The sequence below is a fragment of the Yoonia sp. genome, assembly GCF_036007805.1.
In the GTDB taxonomy this organism is placed as follows: domain Bacteria; phylum Pseudomonadota; class Alphaproteobacteria; order Rhodobacterales; family Rhodobacteraceae; genus Yoonia.
On record NZ_DASYOK010000234.1, the window covers coordinates 1 to 16,973 of the forward strand.

At 59.4% G+C, this 16,973-nt stretch carries 14 protein-coding genes and 1 pseudogene; 4 read left to right on the forward strand and 11 right to left on the reverse strand.

Features of this window, described 5'->3' with window-relative positions; all coding sequences use genetic code 11:
• The coding region (locus tag VGP75_RS12885) for a M50 family metallopeptidase (protein WP_327544055.1) at positions 1-393 on the forward strand (393 nt) is incomplete at its 5' end.
• An 84-nt stretch (positions 394-477) separates the two neighbouring features.
• On the opposite strand, the gene VGP75_RS12890 is transcribed toward VGP75_RS12885, so the two are convergent.
• From VGP75_RS12890 to VGP75_RS12900, 3 genes are read right to left on the reverse strand one after another with little or no spacing between them, the layout of a single operon-like run.
• The gene (locus VGP75_RS12890) at positions 478-1,206 is read right to left on the reverse strand and encodes a lysophospholipid acyltransferase family protein (protein WP_327544056.1); all 729 of its coding nucleotides are present in this window, start codon (positions 1,204-1,206) and stop codon (positions 478-480) included.
• Entirely contained in the window at positions 1,203-2,096 is an 894-nt protein-coding gene (locus VGP75_RS12895; RefSeq protein WP_327544057.1) for a cell division protein FtsX, read from the reverse strand. Before VGP75_RS12895 ends, VGP75_RS12890 begins: the two co-directional genes overlap by 4 nt.
• The gene (locus VGP75_RS12900; protein WP_327544058.1) at positions 2,093-2,767 is read right to left on the reverse strand and encodes a cell division ATP-binding protein FtsE; all 675 of its coding nucleotides are present in this window, start codon (positions 2,765-2,767) and stop codon (positions 2,093-2,095) included. Before VGP75_RS12900 ends, VGP75_RS12895 begins: the two co-directional genes overlap by 4 nt.
• A gap of 170 nt (positions 2,768-2,937) precedes the next feature.
• Here VGP75_RS12900 and VGP75_RS12905 point away from each other — a divergent pair, with 170 nt between their 5' ends.
• The gene (locus VGP75_RS12905) at positions 2,938-3,849 is read left to right on the forward strand and encodes a zinc-ribbon domain-containing protein (protein ID WP_327544059.1); all 912 of its coding nucleotides are present in this window, start codon (positions 2,938-2,940) and stop codon (positions 3,847-3,849) included.
• Positions 3,850-3,894: 45 nt separating this feature from the next.
• Here the strand turns inward: VGP75_RS12905 and VGP75_RS12910 are convergent, their stop codons facing one another.
• From VGP75_RS12910 to argH, 4 genes are all read right to left on the reverse strand, one after another.
• Positions 3,895-6,495 (reverse strand): TIGR02302 family protein, encoded by a 2,601-nt coding sequence (locus VGP75_RS12910; RefSeq protein WP_327544060.1) that lies wholly within the window; start codon positions 6,493-6,495, stop codon positions 3,895-3,897.
• A 64-nt stretch (positions 6,496-6,559) separates the two neighbouring features.
• Complete coding sequence (gene lysA, locus VGP75_RS12915) at positions 6,560-7,828, reverse strand: diaminopimelate decarboxylase (protein ID WP_327544061.1); 1,269 nt, start codon at positions 7,826-7,828, stop codon at positions 6,560-6,562.
• Between the two features lie 75 nt (positions 7,829-7,903).
• Positions 7,904-8,239: a DUF2834 domain-containing protein gene (locus tag VGP75_RS12920; RefSeq protein ID WP_327544062.1), complete on the reverse strand. Its 336-nt coding sequence runs from the start codon at positions 8,237-8,239 to the stop codon at positions 7,904-7,906.
• 169 nt (positions 8,240-8,408) lie between these two features.
• Positions 8,409-9,812 carry an argininosuccinate lyase gene (gene argH / locus VGP75_RS12925; protein WP_327544063.1) on the reverse strand — a complete coding sequence of 468 codons (1,404 nt, stop codon included), beginning with the start codon at positions 9,810-9,812 and terminating at the stop codon, positions 8,409-8,411.
• Between the two features lie 14 nt (positions 9,813-9,826).
• Here argH and VGP75_RS12930 point away from each other — a divergent pair, with 14 nt between their 5' ends.
• Positions 9,827-10,387, forward strand: coding sequence for a TlpA family protein disulfide reductase (locus VGP75_RS12930; RefSeq protein WP_327544064.1), 561 nt, complete (start codon positions 9,827-9,829; stop codon positions 10,385-10,387).
• 25 nt (positions 10,388-10,412) lie between these two features.
• Here the strand turns inward: VGP75_RS12930 and VGP75_RS12935 are convergent, their stop codons facing one another.
• Complete coding sequence (locus VGP75_RS12935) at positions 10,413-10,982, reverse strand: YqgE/AlgH family protein (RefSeq protein ID WP_327544065.1); 570 nt, start codon at positions 10,980-10,982, stop codon at positions 10,413-10,415.
• A 104-nt stretch (positions 10,983-11,086) separates the two neighbouring features.
• Here VGP75_RS12935 and VGP75_RS12940 point away from each other — a divergent pair, with 104 nt between their 5' ends.
• Positions 11,087-11,890 (forward strand): protein-disulfide reductase DsbD domain-containing protein, encoded by an 804-nt coding sequence (locus VGP75_RS12940; protein ID WP_327544066.1) that lies wholly within the window; start codon positions 11,087-11,089, stop codon positions 11,888-11,890.
• On the opposite strand, the gene VGP75_RS12945 is transcribed toward VGP75_RS12940, so the two are convergent.
• From VGP75_RS12945 to VGP75_RS12955, 3 genes and pseudogenes are all read right to left on the reverse strand, one after another.
• The gene (locus VGP75_RS12945; protein WP_327544067.1) at positions 11,887-15,282 is read right to left on the reverse strand and encodes an efflux RND transporter permease subunit; all 3,396 of its coding nucleotides are present in this window, start codon (positions 15,280-15,282) and stop codon (positions 11,887-11,889) included. The two genes, VGP75_RS12940 and VGP75_RS12945, sit on opposite strands and share 4 nt — an antisense overlap.
• The gene (locus VGP75_RS12950) at positions 15,282-16,736 is read right to left on the reverse strand and encodes an efflux RND transporter periplasmic adaptor subunit (protein WP_327544068.1); all 1,455 of its coding nucleotides are present in this window, start codon (positions 16,734-16,736) and stop codon (positions 15,282-15,284) included. Before VGP75_RS12950 ends, VGP75_RS12945 begins: the two co-directional genes overlap by 1 nt.
• A gap of 72 nt (positions 16,737-16,808) precedes the next feature.
• Positions 16,809-16,973 (reverse strand): annotated as a pseudogene (locus VGP75_RS12955) (molybdenum cofactor biosynthesis protein); the annotation flags it as partial.

The window sequence follows — 16,973 nt, forward strand, 5'->3', positions numbered from 1 at the left end:
GCAACGCGCACAGCGGCGGACCGGAAGGTCATGGCACTTTGCGGTGTGGTCACACTGGTCATCGCAGGGCTTTATGTCCGCGACCTTTTTGCCTTGGTGTTTTGCGTCGGCATGGGTGCGGCGATGCTGCTGATGGCGCGGTTTATGGGCCACAATGCTAATGATCTGGCACTGCGTGTCATCGGTCTGACCAGCATGATCTACGTCCCCTACGACATTTTCAGCGATACTATTGCCCGCGCGCACCTGCGCTCTGACGCACGGATGCTGGCAGAAGAATTTGGCGGCACCACGATGATGTGGGGCGGGCTTTGGCTGATCGTCAGTCTTGCGGTGATCGTCTGGTGCCTGCGTTACGGCTTGGGCCGCAACAGCAATCTTAAATTGCGCTGACGACCAACATCGTCTTCGCAGCGCGGAGCCTTGCTTGATGTGCAATAAAGCGCCTCAAGTGCGGCCACATCCGCGACGACATGATCAGCCATCAAATCCGGCTTCTTTGTTGAGACGGTCACAGGCGGTCTCGATCTCATCTTCAAGGCGGCGCATGAAGTCCGCCACCTCCAACCCCGGTTCAATCCGCGGCAGGAATTCAAAGACCGCCGTCCCCTGTTTGCGCATGACCCCACGCTTGGGCCAGAACACGCCCACATTGGTCGCCACCGGCACTACAGGTTGGCCCAGTTCACGATACAGCGCGCCGGTCCCGATCTTGTAAGGCGCTTTGACCCCAGGGGCGATGCGCGTTCCTTGGGGGTAGATGATCAGCTGACCGGCGCGCGCGCGACCGGCCTGCACGTCGGCGACCATCTGCTTGATCGCAGCACCACGTTTGCCGCGGTCAACAGGAATACAGCCGATACGCAGACCGAATTGGCCGATGATTGGCGCATACTTCAGGATGGCCTTGAAGATGAATTTGCCACGCGGCATCGCGCCGTAGATCATCAATACATCAAGAAAAGACTGATGCTTGGGTGCGACCATGACCTCGTCACTGGGTGGTTCACCCCTGATCTCGCATTTCAGGCCGATCATCCAGCCTGCGCTCCAACGAATATAGCGGCAATAGGCATGACAGGCCGCAACGGCCCCGTCCGCTGACATGATGGCGGCAGGCGTATAGATGATGCCGACCACCAGCATCGCAACATACATCTGGATGTTAAAGATCAGCGAGCGGACCCACTGGACAGCATTGCTCATGTTTGCTCCCTCAATCTGCGGAACGCCGCCGTGCGGGTCGCGAAGAAGGCAACGATTGCGGCCATAACCGGGATCAGCAAGGGCCAAACCCATTCCGCGCCTTCAAAGCCGACGCCCAACAAAAGGCTACTGCTTGCATCGCCTTGCGGCATCAGTGACACAACACCTAAACCGATCAGCGTTCCCACCAACGCGCCCCCGGCCGCCCGTAGCGTGAAGCGGCGGACAAAGGCGCGGGCGATATAGGCATCCTTGGCCCCCACCAACCGCAAAACCGCGATGATCCGCGCATTGGCCGCCAATGCGGCTTGCGCAGCCAGCGTAATCATCGCCGCAACAGTCGCGCCGATCAGGACGATCACCGACCAACCGATCAGCCGCACACGTGCCGCCGCATCCAGCAGCGGCGCACGCCATGCGGTATGGTCATCAAGGATCGCGCCGGGCACTTGCGCGGACAGGCGAGCGCGCAAACCTTCAACATCAAAGTCGTCGCCATCGGTAACGATCTCGATCAACTGTGGCACAGGCAGCGCATCAAGAGGCAGGTCGGGCCCGAACCAAGGTTCCAGCAGGGCCTGTTGTTCATCCTGTGACAGGGCCCGCACACGCGTAACACCCGGCGTCGTCTCCAGCACATCAAGCGCCGCCAGCAAAAGCGCATCCGCCGTGGCCGGATCAGCGGGCAAACGCAACGTTGCCGACTGGGCCAGATCGGCGGCCCAGAGGCTTGCCACGCGATTGGTGGTCAAAGACACAGCAAGCGTGATCACCGCAAGAAAGGCCATCACTGCGGCCACAAAAACGGTCAGCCGCGCGGTCATACCGGTTTGCGGCACCGCGCGGTCGGCCTGCGGATCGCCCAACATCAATTCCAGCAGGGCCTTCATAGCTCGGCCCCCGCCTGAACAAGCTGGCCATCCTTGAGACGCAGCACACGCGCGCTAATATCGGACTTGGTCGCGCGGATCATCGCCAGATCATGGGTCGCAATCAGGATCGTCTTTCCCATTTTGTTCAGCTCAATCAGCAGGCTCAGCAGACGCTGCGACATCTCCCAATCGACATTGCCTGTCGGCTCATCCGCGATAATCACATCGGGCGACACAATCACCGCCCGCGCAAGTGCCGCGCGCTGGCGTTCGCCGCCTGAAAGTTCGGGTGGCCGCTGGTTGGCCTGCGGCCCCAATCCAACCCAATTCAGCAGTTCCGGCAGGTTCTGCGCGGCTTCATGGACGCGTCCGGAGACGGTCAGCGGGAGTGCGATATTCTCGGCAATGCTCAGATGATCCAGAAACTGGCAGTCCTGATGCACAACACCAATGCGCCGGCGGGACATTGCCACCTCATCTCGGGTCAGAGCACCGGCATCTTGACCGAAAATGCGGACTTTGCCTTTGTTCGCGCGCAAATCCGCATAGCAAAGACGCAGCAATGTAGTCTTTCCGGCACCTGACGGCCCCGTCAGGAAATGGAATGAACCGGGTGCAAGTGTCAGGGATATATGGGAAAAAAGCGTCTGACCGCCATATCCGTATGAGACGTTCTCTAATTCGATCACGGTTCTTCCTCTGGCACTACACCGCTCTTCTGCCCAAATCTGCAACAGGTTTCAATGACTGCGCACCCCTGCATGCGCAAAACCTTTGCGTTTGGCGCAGTGGTTGCTAAATTACCGACGGTGACAACAATAAGCTCTCTAAACCACCGGGCAGGCATAAGGAATTTAACATGAGGCTCATTTGCCCTAATTGCGAAGCGCAGTACGAGGTGTCGGATGATGCGATTCCTCCGGGCGGGCGCGATGTTCAATGTTCGAATTGCCAGCTTTCGTGGTTCCAGACCGAAAAACCAACGGTGCCGGGGCGCACGCCACTGAAGTTGAGCAACGAGCAAGAGCATGAAATCGACGCACCCACTTCGATAGCAGAAGCAGCACCAGAGCCCGAAACGACAGCAGAAACGCCGGAAGAATCCGCGCAAAGCTTTGTAGAGGAGGTCGCTTCTGAGTTCCCGCCAACTGCGCCAGAGCAAGAGCCGGCACCTGCCCTGAAAACATCGACCGCGCCACCAGAACCAATGCGCAGACAACTGGATAACGCTGTCGCAAATATCCTGCGCGAAGAGGCGGCACTTGGAACTGCCGCAGTTGCGGCAGCCGCAAAGCCTCCCAGCCCCGTCGCAAAGCCACCTGCAACTGAAACACCAAAACCTGCCACACCTGTCGCAGCGGACGAAACCCGCCAGCGCATAGCCATGATGACCGCCGAAGAGGGCGGTATCCGCAGCGGCACAAAAACCGGCGCGGCAAAAGGCGACACAGCGAACGCCGACGAGGCGCACCTGCGGACTGTTCCGTCTATCAACGAGATCAACGCCACGTTGCGCGCCCGGGCGCAGGCCAATGATGCGTCAGGGCTGACCGAGGCGGAAAAGATCGAAGCCGTCGAGCGAAAAGGCTTCCGGCGGGGGTTCTTCTGGGTGCTGCTCCTGATGATCCTCGCGATCCTGCCTTACGTCTTTGCGGATCAAATCACCGAGAACCTGCCGCAGACAACCGAATTTATGGCATCATATGTGATGACAATCGACCAACTGCGCCTGTCACTCAGCGAGATGGTGGAAGGGTTTATGGCAGAGTAACCTGCCTCGCCACACCTTTTATACAGATGAATGCTGGTCGCTGATCTAGAACTGATCCAGCAAACGCCGCAGGTAGTCCCGTTCAATTTCGGGTCTGTCCTGCTCTGCGGAGCGGCGACGGATTTCGTCCAGCAACTCTTCGGCGCGGCGATTGATGTCACCGTTACCCAACAGCTCCTGATCGGTGCCAAGCTGACCGGTGTTGCCCATCTCACGGCCCAAGGGGTCGCGCTGGCCGGGTGTCGGACGGCCATTTGCCTCGCCCTGTTCCGCACCTTGACCGGGCTGCGTATTCTGGTTTTCGGCCATTGCCTGACCCAGTTCACGCATCCCGTTACGCAATGCATCCATCGCTTCCGCCTGCCGGTCGATGGCCTCTGCCAGATCGCCGTCGCGCAGGGCATCCTCGGCACCTTCCATGGCACCCTCTGCGCGCTCAAGCGACCGGCGGGCCTGCTCGCCCGCGTCACCGCCGAGGTTTGGAAGGCCATTACGCTGGCGCTGCAATTCTTCGCGCAGCGCACGCTGACGCTCGGCAAGGCTACGCTGATCGCCTTCGCCACCGGCACCGCTGCCACTTTGTTCGCCGCTTTCGGCATTTTCGCCGACGCCCTGACCTTCCCCTTGCTGGCCACCTTGACCCGGTTCAGTGCCCTCATCGCCCTGTTGCCCGGGCTGCGCACCAGGTTCCTGACCCTCTTGGCCTTGCTGGCCCTGTTGACCTTGGTCGCCGGGGTTAAACTGGTCTTGTAGATCGCTGAAACTGTCGTCCGAGAGTTCTTCCTGCTCACGCAGTGTATCGGACAGGTCTTGCATGGACTGCTCGCCGGGGCTTGGCGGACCATCGCCACCCTCACCTTGGGTCACACGCATGTTTTCCATCATCTGGTTGAGCTGTTCCATCAGCTCTTGCGCCTCGGCCATGCGCCCCTCTTGCATCAGCTCTTCGATGCGGTCCATCAGGGCCTGCAACTCATCCATGCCCATTTGCTGGCCCTGTTGGCCACTGTCCGCCTGATCGGTGCCATCAGAAGGCTCTGCTTCTTCGGCCAGCATGCGCAGATAATCATTCGTTGCCTCGCGCAACTCCTGCATCAGTTCAGCGATTTCCTCGTCCGAGGCACCATTGCGCATTGCCTCGGCCAGCCGTTCTTGCGCACGGCGCAGACGTTCGCGGGCATCGGCCAGACGGCCATCCTCCAACTGGATCGCCAGATCCCACAATGCTTCGACAATCTCTGCCTGGCCTTCGTCGGTCAAACCGGTTTCAGCAAAACCATCCAACCTGCGAATGATGGCCCGCAGGCGCAAATAGGTTGTCTCGTTCGAGAAAAGCCCCTCGGGGCGGTGCGACACAGCACGCAATATCTGGTTCACGCGGCGGGCATTCGCCTTGGACCACATCAGGTCGCGGCGCTGTTCAATCACGGCACGGGCAAAGGGCTGGAAGAACCGCCGCCCGGGCATGATCATCGGTTCCGGCGGGGTTGTTCCAGTCTGTTCTGCAGCATCAATCACCTCAAGCGTGAGCGTCACTGGCAGGTTTGCCAAAGGATGCTCGCTGAGGTTATCGACCAGAAATTCGTCAAAATCCGACCGGTCGCCGGTGAAGGGCATCGGCAAATCCAAGACCAGAGGATCAATGGGGTCGGGATCAATCGTCAAACCGTGCTGGCGCTCGACCGCCGACAGATCCAGGGTGAAGGTGGCTGTGCCAAACTCGACGCCATAGTCATCCACCGCACTGAACGGCTGTGACAGTTCGCCCATCGCGTCCACTTCGATCGGTCCTGTCAGGTTTACGCCCGGCGGTGCATCTTCAATGGCAATTATATTCCATGTTGTGTCCCTGCCGCCAAGGATCGAAAGCGTGCCGGACTGGGCAACGGTGAATTGCTGCTGCGCCTCAGCCGCCGAGCCAAGGTCATCAACGCGCCCCGAGACCGTCTCGGCAACCGTCAGCGCGCCAACTTCACCGTAAAGGCGCAGCGTTACCTGACTGCCCACAGGCACGCGCAACGGACCCGCAGGCACATCGTTCAGATAGATCGACGGCTTGCCGGTATAGGCGGGCGCTTCGACCCAACCTTCCCAGACCGGACCAGTCGCCAGACTCTGCTCGCCACGCGTGACCATATCACCCACCGTACCGACACGGAGGAATGAGCCGAACAGCAAAGCCGCAACAAAGAACAACAGCGCAATAAACCGCAGGCCGTAAGGGTCACGATCCGAGATGCGCAAATCCGGCTCGACGGCCCGCGCCTCTTTCGTGCGCGCGGCCATACGTTCCATATGTGCACGCCACACCGCCTCGGATGCCGCGTCTCCACTGCCAATCGCCTGCGTATCTGCTATCGCGGCAATCGGCCTGCCGGGCATGGCCGCATCGACACGGCGTAGCGCCTCGGCCGCTGATGGCAGGCGAAAACGCCAGATGCCCCACACCAAGGTTGCAATAAACGCGATAACGGCAACAACGGCACCGCCCCAAATCACCTCAAGCGGCAGCACATCCTGCCAGCCCATCATCAACGGCGCGAGAATCAGAAAGACAGCTGTCCAGAAGGGCCAGAACGCACGCACAACCTGTTCGGCCACCATACCCAAACGGGTGGCGGCAACCGGAAAGCGCAGGTGGCGCATCGGGTCGTTGTGATCTGTCAGCGGGCCTCTCCCTTTCTCGTGGTGCGCGGCGGGAGGCTCTGTTTTATTCAAGCCATGCCGGAACGATATCGCGTGCAATCATCTCTTCATAGGTAGGGCGTGGACGGATAACTGCAAATTGATCGCCATCCACCAGAACCTCGGGGATCAACGGACGGGAATTGTACTCGGACGACATTACCGCACCATAAGCCCCGGCCGAGCGGAAAGCGACCAGATCACCAGCCTTTACAGGGGGCATCTCGCGGCCTTTTGCAAAGGTATCACCGCTTTCACAAACCGGTCCCACGATATCATATTTTGCGGGAAGCGCGCCCGCAGGTGCTTCATTTACAGGAATAATATCGTGCCATGCATCATACATCGCCGGACGGATCAGATCGTTCATCGCACCGTCAAGGATCAGGAATTCACGATCCTCACCGGATTTCACATAAATGACCTTGGACACCATCAAGCCTGCATTGCCTGAAATCAGACGCCCCGGTTCAATCTCGATCTCGCAGCCCAAGTGACCAACGGTGCGCTGAATGAGCGCACCATAATCGGTCGGCAAAGGCGGCGCTTCGTTCGACCGCGCATAGGGAATGCCCAAGCCGCCACCCAGATCAAGGCGCGTGATCTCATGCCCATCTGCCCGCAGCTGTTCGGTCAGTTCGGCCACCTTGTTGTAGGCCGCCTCGAACGGCGCCAATTCGGTCAGCTGTGATCCGATATGCACGTCGATCCCGACGACCTTCAGGCCCGGCATCTTCGCGGCCATCGCATAGACCTCACGCGCGCGGCTGATCGGGATGCCAAATTTGTTCTCTGACTTGCCAGTGGCAATCTTGGCGTGGGTCTTAGCGTCAACATCCGGATTTACGCGGATCGTGATCGGGGCCACGGCACCCAGCGACTGTGCCACCTGATCCAGCACGATCATCTCGGGCTCGCTTTCGACGTTGAACTGTCGGATGCCTCCCTCAAGCGCAAGGCGCATTTCATCAGCCGTTTTGCCCACACCGGAAAAGACGATGCGATCCCCCGGCACACCGGCGGCCTTGGCGCGCAGGTATTCCCCGCCGGATACGACATCCATACCAGCGCCAGCATTCCCCAAAAGCTTGATCACCGCCTGATTGGACAGCGATTTCATCGCAAAGCAGACCAGGTGATCACCCCAGGCCAACGCCTCGTCGAACAGCTGGAAATGCCGTTTCAGCGTGGCTGTTGAATAGACATAGAACGGCGTGCCGACAGCCGCCGCGATTTCCGAAACAGGCACATCTTCTGCATAGAGCGCGCCATCACGATAAAGAAAATGATCCAACCCCGAGATCCTTGTCCAAAACTAGGCTTCGGACATAGCAGATCACAGGCAAAGACCAACCCTGATTTATGCGCCTTAAACGCGAACCCGCTGTTTGTCGCGGCTATAAACGATCCGGTCCCGCAGATAGAGATAGAGCGGCAAACCACAGCTGACACCGATGCAATAAGTGGCAGGGATCGCCAGCAGGCTGAGCCAGTTCTTCGTCTTGATCGCCTCGGCGATGATCCAGACCGTCAGCGCAATCGCAGCAATCGTCAAATCCCAGACAAGGCCGCTGGTCGCCGCATTCACATGCCACGCGTCAACCATCGCCATGAGGCTCCACCCTTCGGCCTGAAACCACGTGATGAAGTAATACATCGGATGGATCGCACCCCAGATCGCGAGCGCCAGAAAGACATTCCGCATCAGAAACCAACCCCTACCGAAAAAGTGCCATTTGATGCGCCCACACTCGCACCCGTGCTGACACCGTTGCTACCGACGCTCAGGCCGACATTGGCTGATGGTGTCATCGGCGGCCCATCGGCCCCACATGCGGCCAGGACGGCGACGGTTAGAATCAATGCAATCCGCTTCATTTTAGAACCTCTTTCCCCAAAACTTCTTGCCAATACGCCACCTGGGCGCGGACCTGCGAAGGCGCTGTCCCGCCAAAACTGGTGCGCGACGCGACCGAGTTTTCAACGCCCAGCACATCAAAGACATCAGCACGGATCCCATCGTGAACCGCTTGCATGTCAGCCAGCGTCAGATCAGGCAGATCACAGCCTTTTCCTTCCGCCAGCGCCACCAATGATCCCGTCACATGATGCGCCTCACGGAACGGTAACCCAAGTTCGCGCACCAGCCAATCCGCCAGATCGGTCGCGGTCGAAAAACCGCTCGACGCGGCGGCTTTCAGATTGTCCCGCTGCGCGGTCATATCGCCCACCATCCCCGTCATCGCAGCAAGCGCCAACATCAGGTTATCGGCGGCATCAAAGGTCTGTTCCTTGTCTTCCTGCATGTCCTTGGAATAGGCCAGCGGCAGCCCCTTCATCACCGTCATCAGCGCGACGTTGGCCCCAAAAATCCGGCCAATCTTGGCCCGGATCAACTCTGCCGCATCAGGGTTGCGCTTTTGTGGCATGATCGACGAACCCGTCGACCATTTGTCCGACATCTTCACAAAACGGAACTGGGCCGATGACCAGATTACCAGCTCTTCGGCCAGACGGCTTAGGTGCATCGCACAAATGCTGGCGGCGGCAAGAAACTCGAGCGCGAAATCACGGTCCGATACCGCATCAAGCGAATTGGCCATCGGGCGGTCAAAGCCCAGCGCCTTTGCCGTCATCTCGCGATCAATCGGGAATGACGTACCCGCCAGTGCCGCAGCACCCAAAGGCGACGTATTCATCCGCTTGCGCGCATCGGCAAAGCGCGACCGATCCCGCGCGAACATTTCCACGTAGGCCAGCATATGATGCCCCCATGTGACAGGCTGGGCTGTCTGCAAATGGGTGAAACCGGGCATAACCCAATCGGCCCCCGCCTCGGCCTGCGCGAGAAGCGCTTTGCAAAGCGCGCCGAGCGCCTCATCCGCCTGATCGCATTGATCACGGACCCAGAGGCGGAAATCAACGGCCACCTGATCATTGCGCGACCGTGCGGTGTGCAAACGCCCTGCGGCTTCGCCAATCGTATCGCGCAAACGTGCCTCGACATTCATGTGAATATCTTCAAGTGCCGCCGAAAACGGAAAGTCTCCCGTTTCAATCTCTGACAATACAGTGAGCAGGCCTTCCCGTATCGCCTCGGCATCGGTATCTGTGATAATGCCTGTGGCGGCCAACATGGCGGCATGGGCGCGTGAACCTGCGATGTCTTGCGGCGCAAGTCGGCGGTCATACCCGATTGAGGCATTAATGGCCTCCATAATCGCGTCTGGTCCGGCGGCGAAACGCCCGCCCCACATTGTGTTTGCAGATTTGGTCATAAAGGAAGTCGCCCGTGCGCAAGTTGATATCAGCCCTGCTTTATACGGCCCTTATGGGTCTTGCAAACACTGGCCACGCCGATGTGGCCACGGCAGAGGCCTTGCGGGAAGGCGATATGCGCAAACTCAACTTTCACAGCACCCCTGTTGCGGCGTCGGATGTGCCGTTTACGGGTGCCGATGGCGGCGAGATGACCTTGGCAGATTTCGGCGGGAAATATGTGGTCCTGAACTTCTGGGCCACATGGTGCGCGCCTTGCCGCGTAGAAATGCCCCATCTGTCTGCGTTGCAAACCGCGATGGGCGGCGACCGGATGGAAGTCGTCACCATTGCCACAGGCCGCAATCCGCTGCCTGTCATGCAGCGGTTCTTTGAGGAGATAGACGTCGACAATCTGCCACTTCATACCGATCCGCGCCAAAGCCTTGCCCGCGGGATGGGCGTTCTGGGGTTGCCCGTCACCGTAATTCTTGATCCTGACGGCTATGAAATCGCACGGATGCAAGGAGAGGCCGATTGGTCCAGCGAAAACGCGATAGCGATCATGCAGGCCTTGATCGGGCCGGAGAGCTGACCAGAGCGACATCACTCCGGCCGCGCTAGGCCCGTCCGGCTGTCGCGGACAGCAAAAGCGGGTCAATCCCCAAGAGCTTGAGCGCGGCGGACCATTTGCCCGCATTATCCGCGCCGAACAGGATTTCGTCGTTAGGCGCACAGGTCAGCCAGCCATTCTGGCGGATTTCGTATTCCAACTGCCCCGGTCCCCAACCAGCATATCCCAGCGCCATCATCGCGATATCGGGGCCTTCACCTTTTGCCAGATCCTCCAGCACCTCAAGGGTCGCTGTCATGCGGTAATTTTCGTCCACATCCAGCGTGCCGTCTTCCGATGCATAATCGCTGGAATGCAGCACGAACCCGCGCTGATAATCCACAGGCCCGCCATAATGCACCCGCAAATCTCGTGCATTGGGGGACACAGGAATTTCCATCTGCTCAAGGAGTTTGGAGAAACGGATGCCTTTCTCGGGCTTGTTGACGATCAATCCCATACCGCCCTCGTCGGAATGGGCGCACATATAGACCACAGTCTTTGCAAAACGCGGGTCCGACATATCGGGCATCGCGATCAAAAGCTTTCCGACAAGTGACGAATCTCGGTGGGTCATGGCCTTAAGATGTGAAACGATACCCTGTGACGCAAGCGCCATCATTGCAAACCCTGATGCAAACGTGACTTCCCATTGCAGCCCTGATGCATAAATAAGGTTGCATGCGCAAAAACCTGCTCACTGCCCTCGCCCTTGCCACCTTGCCGGCCCTCGCGGTCGCCGAGGACTACAGCGATATGGCCAGCATCGAGATCCTGCCGGGCTGGCGTACGGCCTCGGGCGATCATGTTGCAGGTATCAAGATCACGCTTGAGCCCGGATGGATCACCTATTGGCGCGCGCCCGGCGAGGCCGGCATTCCACCATATTTCCGCTTTACCAGCCACAGTACAATCAACAGCATCACACAGCATTGGCCGGTTCCAGAGGTCTTTGATGACGCGGGGCTCTTGTCAATCGGCTACTATGACAGCGTGATTTTTCCACTCACCATCTCTGCCCCGCAAGCGGCAGGTGAAATGGCCGTGTCCGGCGAACTGACGATTGGTGTCTGCGAGGAAATCTGCATCCCTGTCACCTTCACCTTCGACACGCTTTTGCCCGAAGTCGGCGCACGTGATGAAAGCATCGTCGCCGCAATGGCCGACGCCCCGCTCAACGCTGACGCGGCGAATGTGGGGGCTGTGACCTGCGCGATTGAGCCAATTCCGGACGGGCTGCGCATGACGTCAAAGATCAACGTGGCCCAAGTCAGCGGGTCGGAGTTTGTCGTGGTCGAACCAAGCGATCCGCAAATCTGGGTCTCTCAGGCAGAGGTCAGCCGCGTGGGGGATACGCTCAGCGCCACGGTCGATATGGTGCACCCCAGCGGCCAGCCCTTTGCGTTTGACCGTTCTGCCGTGCGGATCACCGTCTTGGGCGACAATGGGCACGCCATTGATCTACGTGGCTGCACCGGCGGCTAGCGCCGCGCGCTGCGCCATCCCTGACCGAACATTGCGGCGACATAGATCGTCAAGAACAGCACCATCAAACCTAGAATATAAAGGCCCATCGCGGCCCCGACACCGCCGTTCAGTAGCGGCAGGAATGCCGCCATTACAGGCCAAGGCGCGCCTGTCAGCAGAACAGGTGCCACGGTCAACGCAAACAGCCCCACCGCCAAAAGCGCCGCCAGACCCGCAGGGACAAACATTGCCACCTTCCGTCCGCGCAGGGCGCGCTTCGCAGATTGGATCTGTCGCTGCACGTCGGCCTGCATCGCCATCACCGATGGTACAACGAGAAGCACAAGCACCATGCCGAAAGCCAAGCCGAAAACAAGCGTCACGACGGTTGGCTTCAGGAACTCGGCCTGATTGGACCCTTCATAAAGCAGCGGGGCCAAACCCAGCACAGTCGTTAGCGTTGTCAGCATTACAGGGCGCAAACGGTCCACTGTGCCGTCAATAATTGCGGGCACCAGCCCGCGATCCTGCGCATATTCGTCCACCGTCGTGACCAGAACGATACTGTCGTTGATGATGATCCCCACCATCCCGATCAGGCCGACAACAGTAAACATACTCATCGGGATATCCCAAACGTAGTGGCCAAAAATCGTCCCCACGAGCGCAAACGGAATGATCGACATCACAACAATGGGCCGCGTCCAACTGCTGAAAATCCACGACAGTGTCAGGTAGATCCCCAGCAAGACCAGAATGAGGCCCGTCCTTGCATCGCTCAGGAAACGGTCTTCCTGCTCGCTCTGCCCCGAAAGCTGTGTCTCGATCCCGAAATCACTCTCGATGCGAGGCAGGATATCCTCGTCGATGATCTGCTGGATTTCGGTTGCCCGCGCCGCGTCCTCGCCATCCAGATCACCGATTACCGAGATCAACTGGATGCCGTTTTCACGGCGTACAGTGGAGAAACCGGTCCGGCTCTGCACTGTCACAACATCCGCCAGCGGCAAATAGAATCCCTCCGCAGTCCTGACCTGTGTCCGGTCAAGGAAGTCTGATGATAACTCATCGGGCGGCAGTTCCACGCGGATCGTCGCAGACCGCGCCCCGTCAGGGAAACTCGCCGCCTCAATCCCTCCCAGACGGTTGCGCAGTACACGGCCCAGACCATCAATACTGAGGCCAAGCGCCTCACCCTGCGGGGTCAATTCAAGGATCAGTTCTTCCTTGTCATATGCCAGTGTATCTTCAAGGCCCGAGATTTCGGGAAACCGCGCCAGTTCTGTTTTCAATGCCTCGGCCGCGGCCTTGAGCGTGTCACTGTCCGCCCCGAACATCTGCACATCCAGACTATCCCCGCCAGGGCCCGAGCCCCACCGCCGGAAGCTGACGGTTTCAGCCATCGGGTGCTGCACGATGGCGTCTTGCAAGGCACTCACAAAAGCAAAGCTGGTATAGGGGCGGCTGTCGGCGTCAATGAGTTCAATGGTGATCGCGCCCAACTGGTCCGCGTCCTTGGTATCTGATCCGGCAATCGCGCGGCCCGAATTGCCACCAATCTCGGCCACCACAAAGTTTAGCGGGTTTACACCATATTCAGCCTCATATTCAGCACCAAGCGCCTCTGTCGCGCGCTGCATTTCGCGCATCATCTCAAGCGTGTCGTCACGCGTTGCCCCGGGCAGCATGGCGAAATTTCCGGTGACCTGGCTTTGCTCTGGCGAGTTGAAGAACCGCCAACTGACGTCGCCTTTGATGAAAAGCGCAATCTGGCTGGCCAGCAGGACCAGTGCCATCGCAAAGACCGGATAGCGCGCCTTGATCACCAAGCCCATGAAAGGCCGGAACAGCGTTTCCTTGAACCAGTCAAAGCCACGATTCACCGTGCGTGACGGCCAGTCATACCAGTGATCTTTGGCCGAATGGGCAATGGCGTGGGACAGGTGATTGGGCAGGATCAGGAAACATTCCACCAGACTTGCCGCAAGCACAACGATTACCGTGAACGGAATATCCGAGATCAGATCGCCGAAACGCCCGCCGATAATGACCAGCCCGAAGAACGCAATAATCGTCGTCAGCGTCGCAGAAAACACCGGACTGAACATCCGCTTCGCCGCCCGCTCTGCGGCTACTGTGGGGTCCTCGCCTAGATGCCTGACACGGTAATCGGCATGTTCGCCCACCACAATCGCATCATCCACGACGATCCCAAGCGTGATGATCAGTGCAAAAAGCGAGATCATATTGATCGTGATCCCGACCGCGTACATCAGGGCAATCGCAGCCAGCATCGCCACCGGAATTCCAAAAGCGACCCAGAACGCCGTCCGCGCATTCAGGAACAGGAACAGCAATGCAACGACAAGCATGAGCCCCGTCAGACCATTATCAAGCAGGATATCCAAACGGGCCTGGATCAACTCTGCCCGCCCGTTCGTCAGCGAAATCGACACACCTGCGGGCAAAGACGCAGTCAGTTCTTGCGCCACCTCTTCCACCGTAGCCTGCATGCCGATTGCATCACCTGTGGCCGACCGTGCGACACGTACCTTGATCGCCGGATCGTCGCCTACGAAATAGGCGCGCTCACGGTCCACGCCTTCCACACGTACCGTCGCCACATCCGCAATCGTCAACTGCGATCCGTCAGGGTGCGAACGCAAAACAATCGCACCGATCTCTTCTGCGCTGCGTTTGGCAACACCGGTGCGCACCCGCGCATTGGCTGACACCTCGCCGGCGGGATCAGCGGCGGCCTCTTCTGCGATACGCGCAGAGATATCGGCAAGGCCAATGTCATACTGCACCAGTGAAATCGACGGCACCTCGACAATCGTCGAAGGTGCCGCGACACCTTGCACGGTCACACTGGTGACACCCTGCGCAAAGAGCCGCGTCGAGAATTCATCGGCAAAACGGCCCAACTGATCCACACCCACAGGGCCAGTGATGATCACATCGGTGACACGATCCGACCAACCGCCACGTCGCACGTTGGGCTCTTCGGCATCTTCCGGCAGGCTGTTGACGCCATCCACGGCCAGCTGCACGTCTTCGGTCCCGCGTTCGATATCATAGCCGGGCTCAAATTCGATGCGGATCGAGGCGCTCCCCTCGCGGGACGTCGCAGAAGACGAGGTGACCCCTTCAACCCCGAGCAATACAGGCTCCAACACCTGCACGATGGCGGCGTCCACATCTTCTGCCCCGGCCCCCTGCCATGCGACAGAGACGGTCAGATCATCGACCACCACATCGGGGAAAAACTGCGCCCGCATGTTGGGAAAGGACAGTAGGCCGGCGGTCAGCATCAGCACCAATAGCAGGTTCGCCGCCGTGCGGTGGCGCGTGAAATAGGACAGGATGCCGCCTGCGCCTGCGTTCAGCCTTTCGCCGCCCGTGACCATCAGCTGCCCATCCGTGCTTCCAGACGCGTCACGGTTTCGGACGCTACCTCATCCGCCTCTAGCTGGCTGATAATCCGCGCTTTCACGTCATCCGGCATCTGCCCGTCAGTGACAAATGCGATCAGTTTCGCGCGGCGGCTCTCATCCAGCGTAATCATCTCTGGTGCTGCAGCCTGTTCAACACCGCCGGGCATGATCGGGCGCACCTTGATACCGGCACCCAGCAAGGGTGAGCGCTCAGCAACAATCACCGCCCCTGCGTTGTCACCCACATCAATAATCACATCATCGCCCTGACGCCGCAGCAATGACACTTGCGCCACGCGTAAACGCTCTTCTTCGCCGACGACAAGTACGGTCTGGTCCGGTGCCACAGCCGTTGCAGGCACCAGTGCCACATTGTTCAACGCAGGTTCATTGATCCGCACAGTCACGAAATCACCGGGGCGAAATCCGGCGGAGGTATCCAGCTCTGCAAACAGCAATCGCCCCGTCTGGCCCGCCCCGACGGCAGCGCCTTCGCGCATGATCTGGCCTGTCGCGCGCAGGTTTACGCCGGACACATCCAGCGTCACGGCCAAAGGCGCTTTGATCAGCACACCGTTTTCGTCCAAAAGCCGCGCATATTGCGAGGTCGAGACACGGAAGGACACCTCTAGCCGGGTCGGATCAATCAGTTGCGCAAAGCGTTCGTTGGCGGTGACACGCCCGCCAGGGGTGATTGTCACCGCCGTCAAAGTGCCGTCAAAAGCCGCCAGAACCTCCGTGTCGACCAGCGCCCGCTGCGCCTCGGCGAGGTTGATCTGCTGGCGCGCCAAACGTGTTGTCGCCTGATCAATTCGCGCCTGTGCCGAGGCCACTGCCTGTCTGCGGGTCAACACTGACGCCTGCGCAGCAGAGGCCGCCAGTTCTGCCGCTTCCACCGCCGCCGCCGTGCCCACACCGCGCGTTGCCAGATCACGCGCACGTGCAAGTGCCTGATCGCGCAGGGCTTCTTGGGCGCGCGCGGCACTCAACTCATCCTCAGCCAGAACCAACGCACGCTCCGCGTCGCGCAGTTCCGCCTGCGCATCCTGCAAATCGGCACGCACGCGGGCCAATGCCGCCTCTGCCTCAACCGGATCAATGCGCAGCAACAGATCACCTTGCCGGACCGTACCGCCTTCGACCAAAGCATCGCTGGCGGACAAGACCGTACCGCCAACCGCGCTACGCAAATCCAGCGTGCGCTGGCTGCGGAGTTCACCGAACACCGTCAGTGCGGGGACAATAGTCTGCGGTTCCAGTGTCAGGACGTTGACCGCCAGAATCCGCTCGCGCTGGGGAAAACTGCGCGGCTCTTCGTTCATGCGCGCAACAACAGCGCCGCGCACCAACTCTCCCGCCCAAGCGACAAGGGCCAGCGTTACCGCCAGCAAGAATACACCTGTCAGGCTTCGGCGTAGAAACCGCATGTCAAATATCCTCAATCTGCTCTTGGAAGGTAGCTGGAAAAGCAACCCTTTCCAGTGAAACGCACAAAGCCGTTACTTCCGTCGCAGATGTTCATCCAGACGCGGCATAATTTCAACAAAATTGCAGGGGAGGTGACGATAGTCGAGCTGCTTGAGCAGGATTTCGTCCCATGCGTCCTTGCACGCACCCGGTGATCCGGGCAGCGCAAAGAGGTACGTGCCTTGGGCCACACCTGC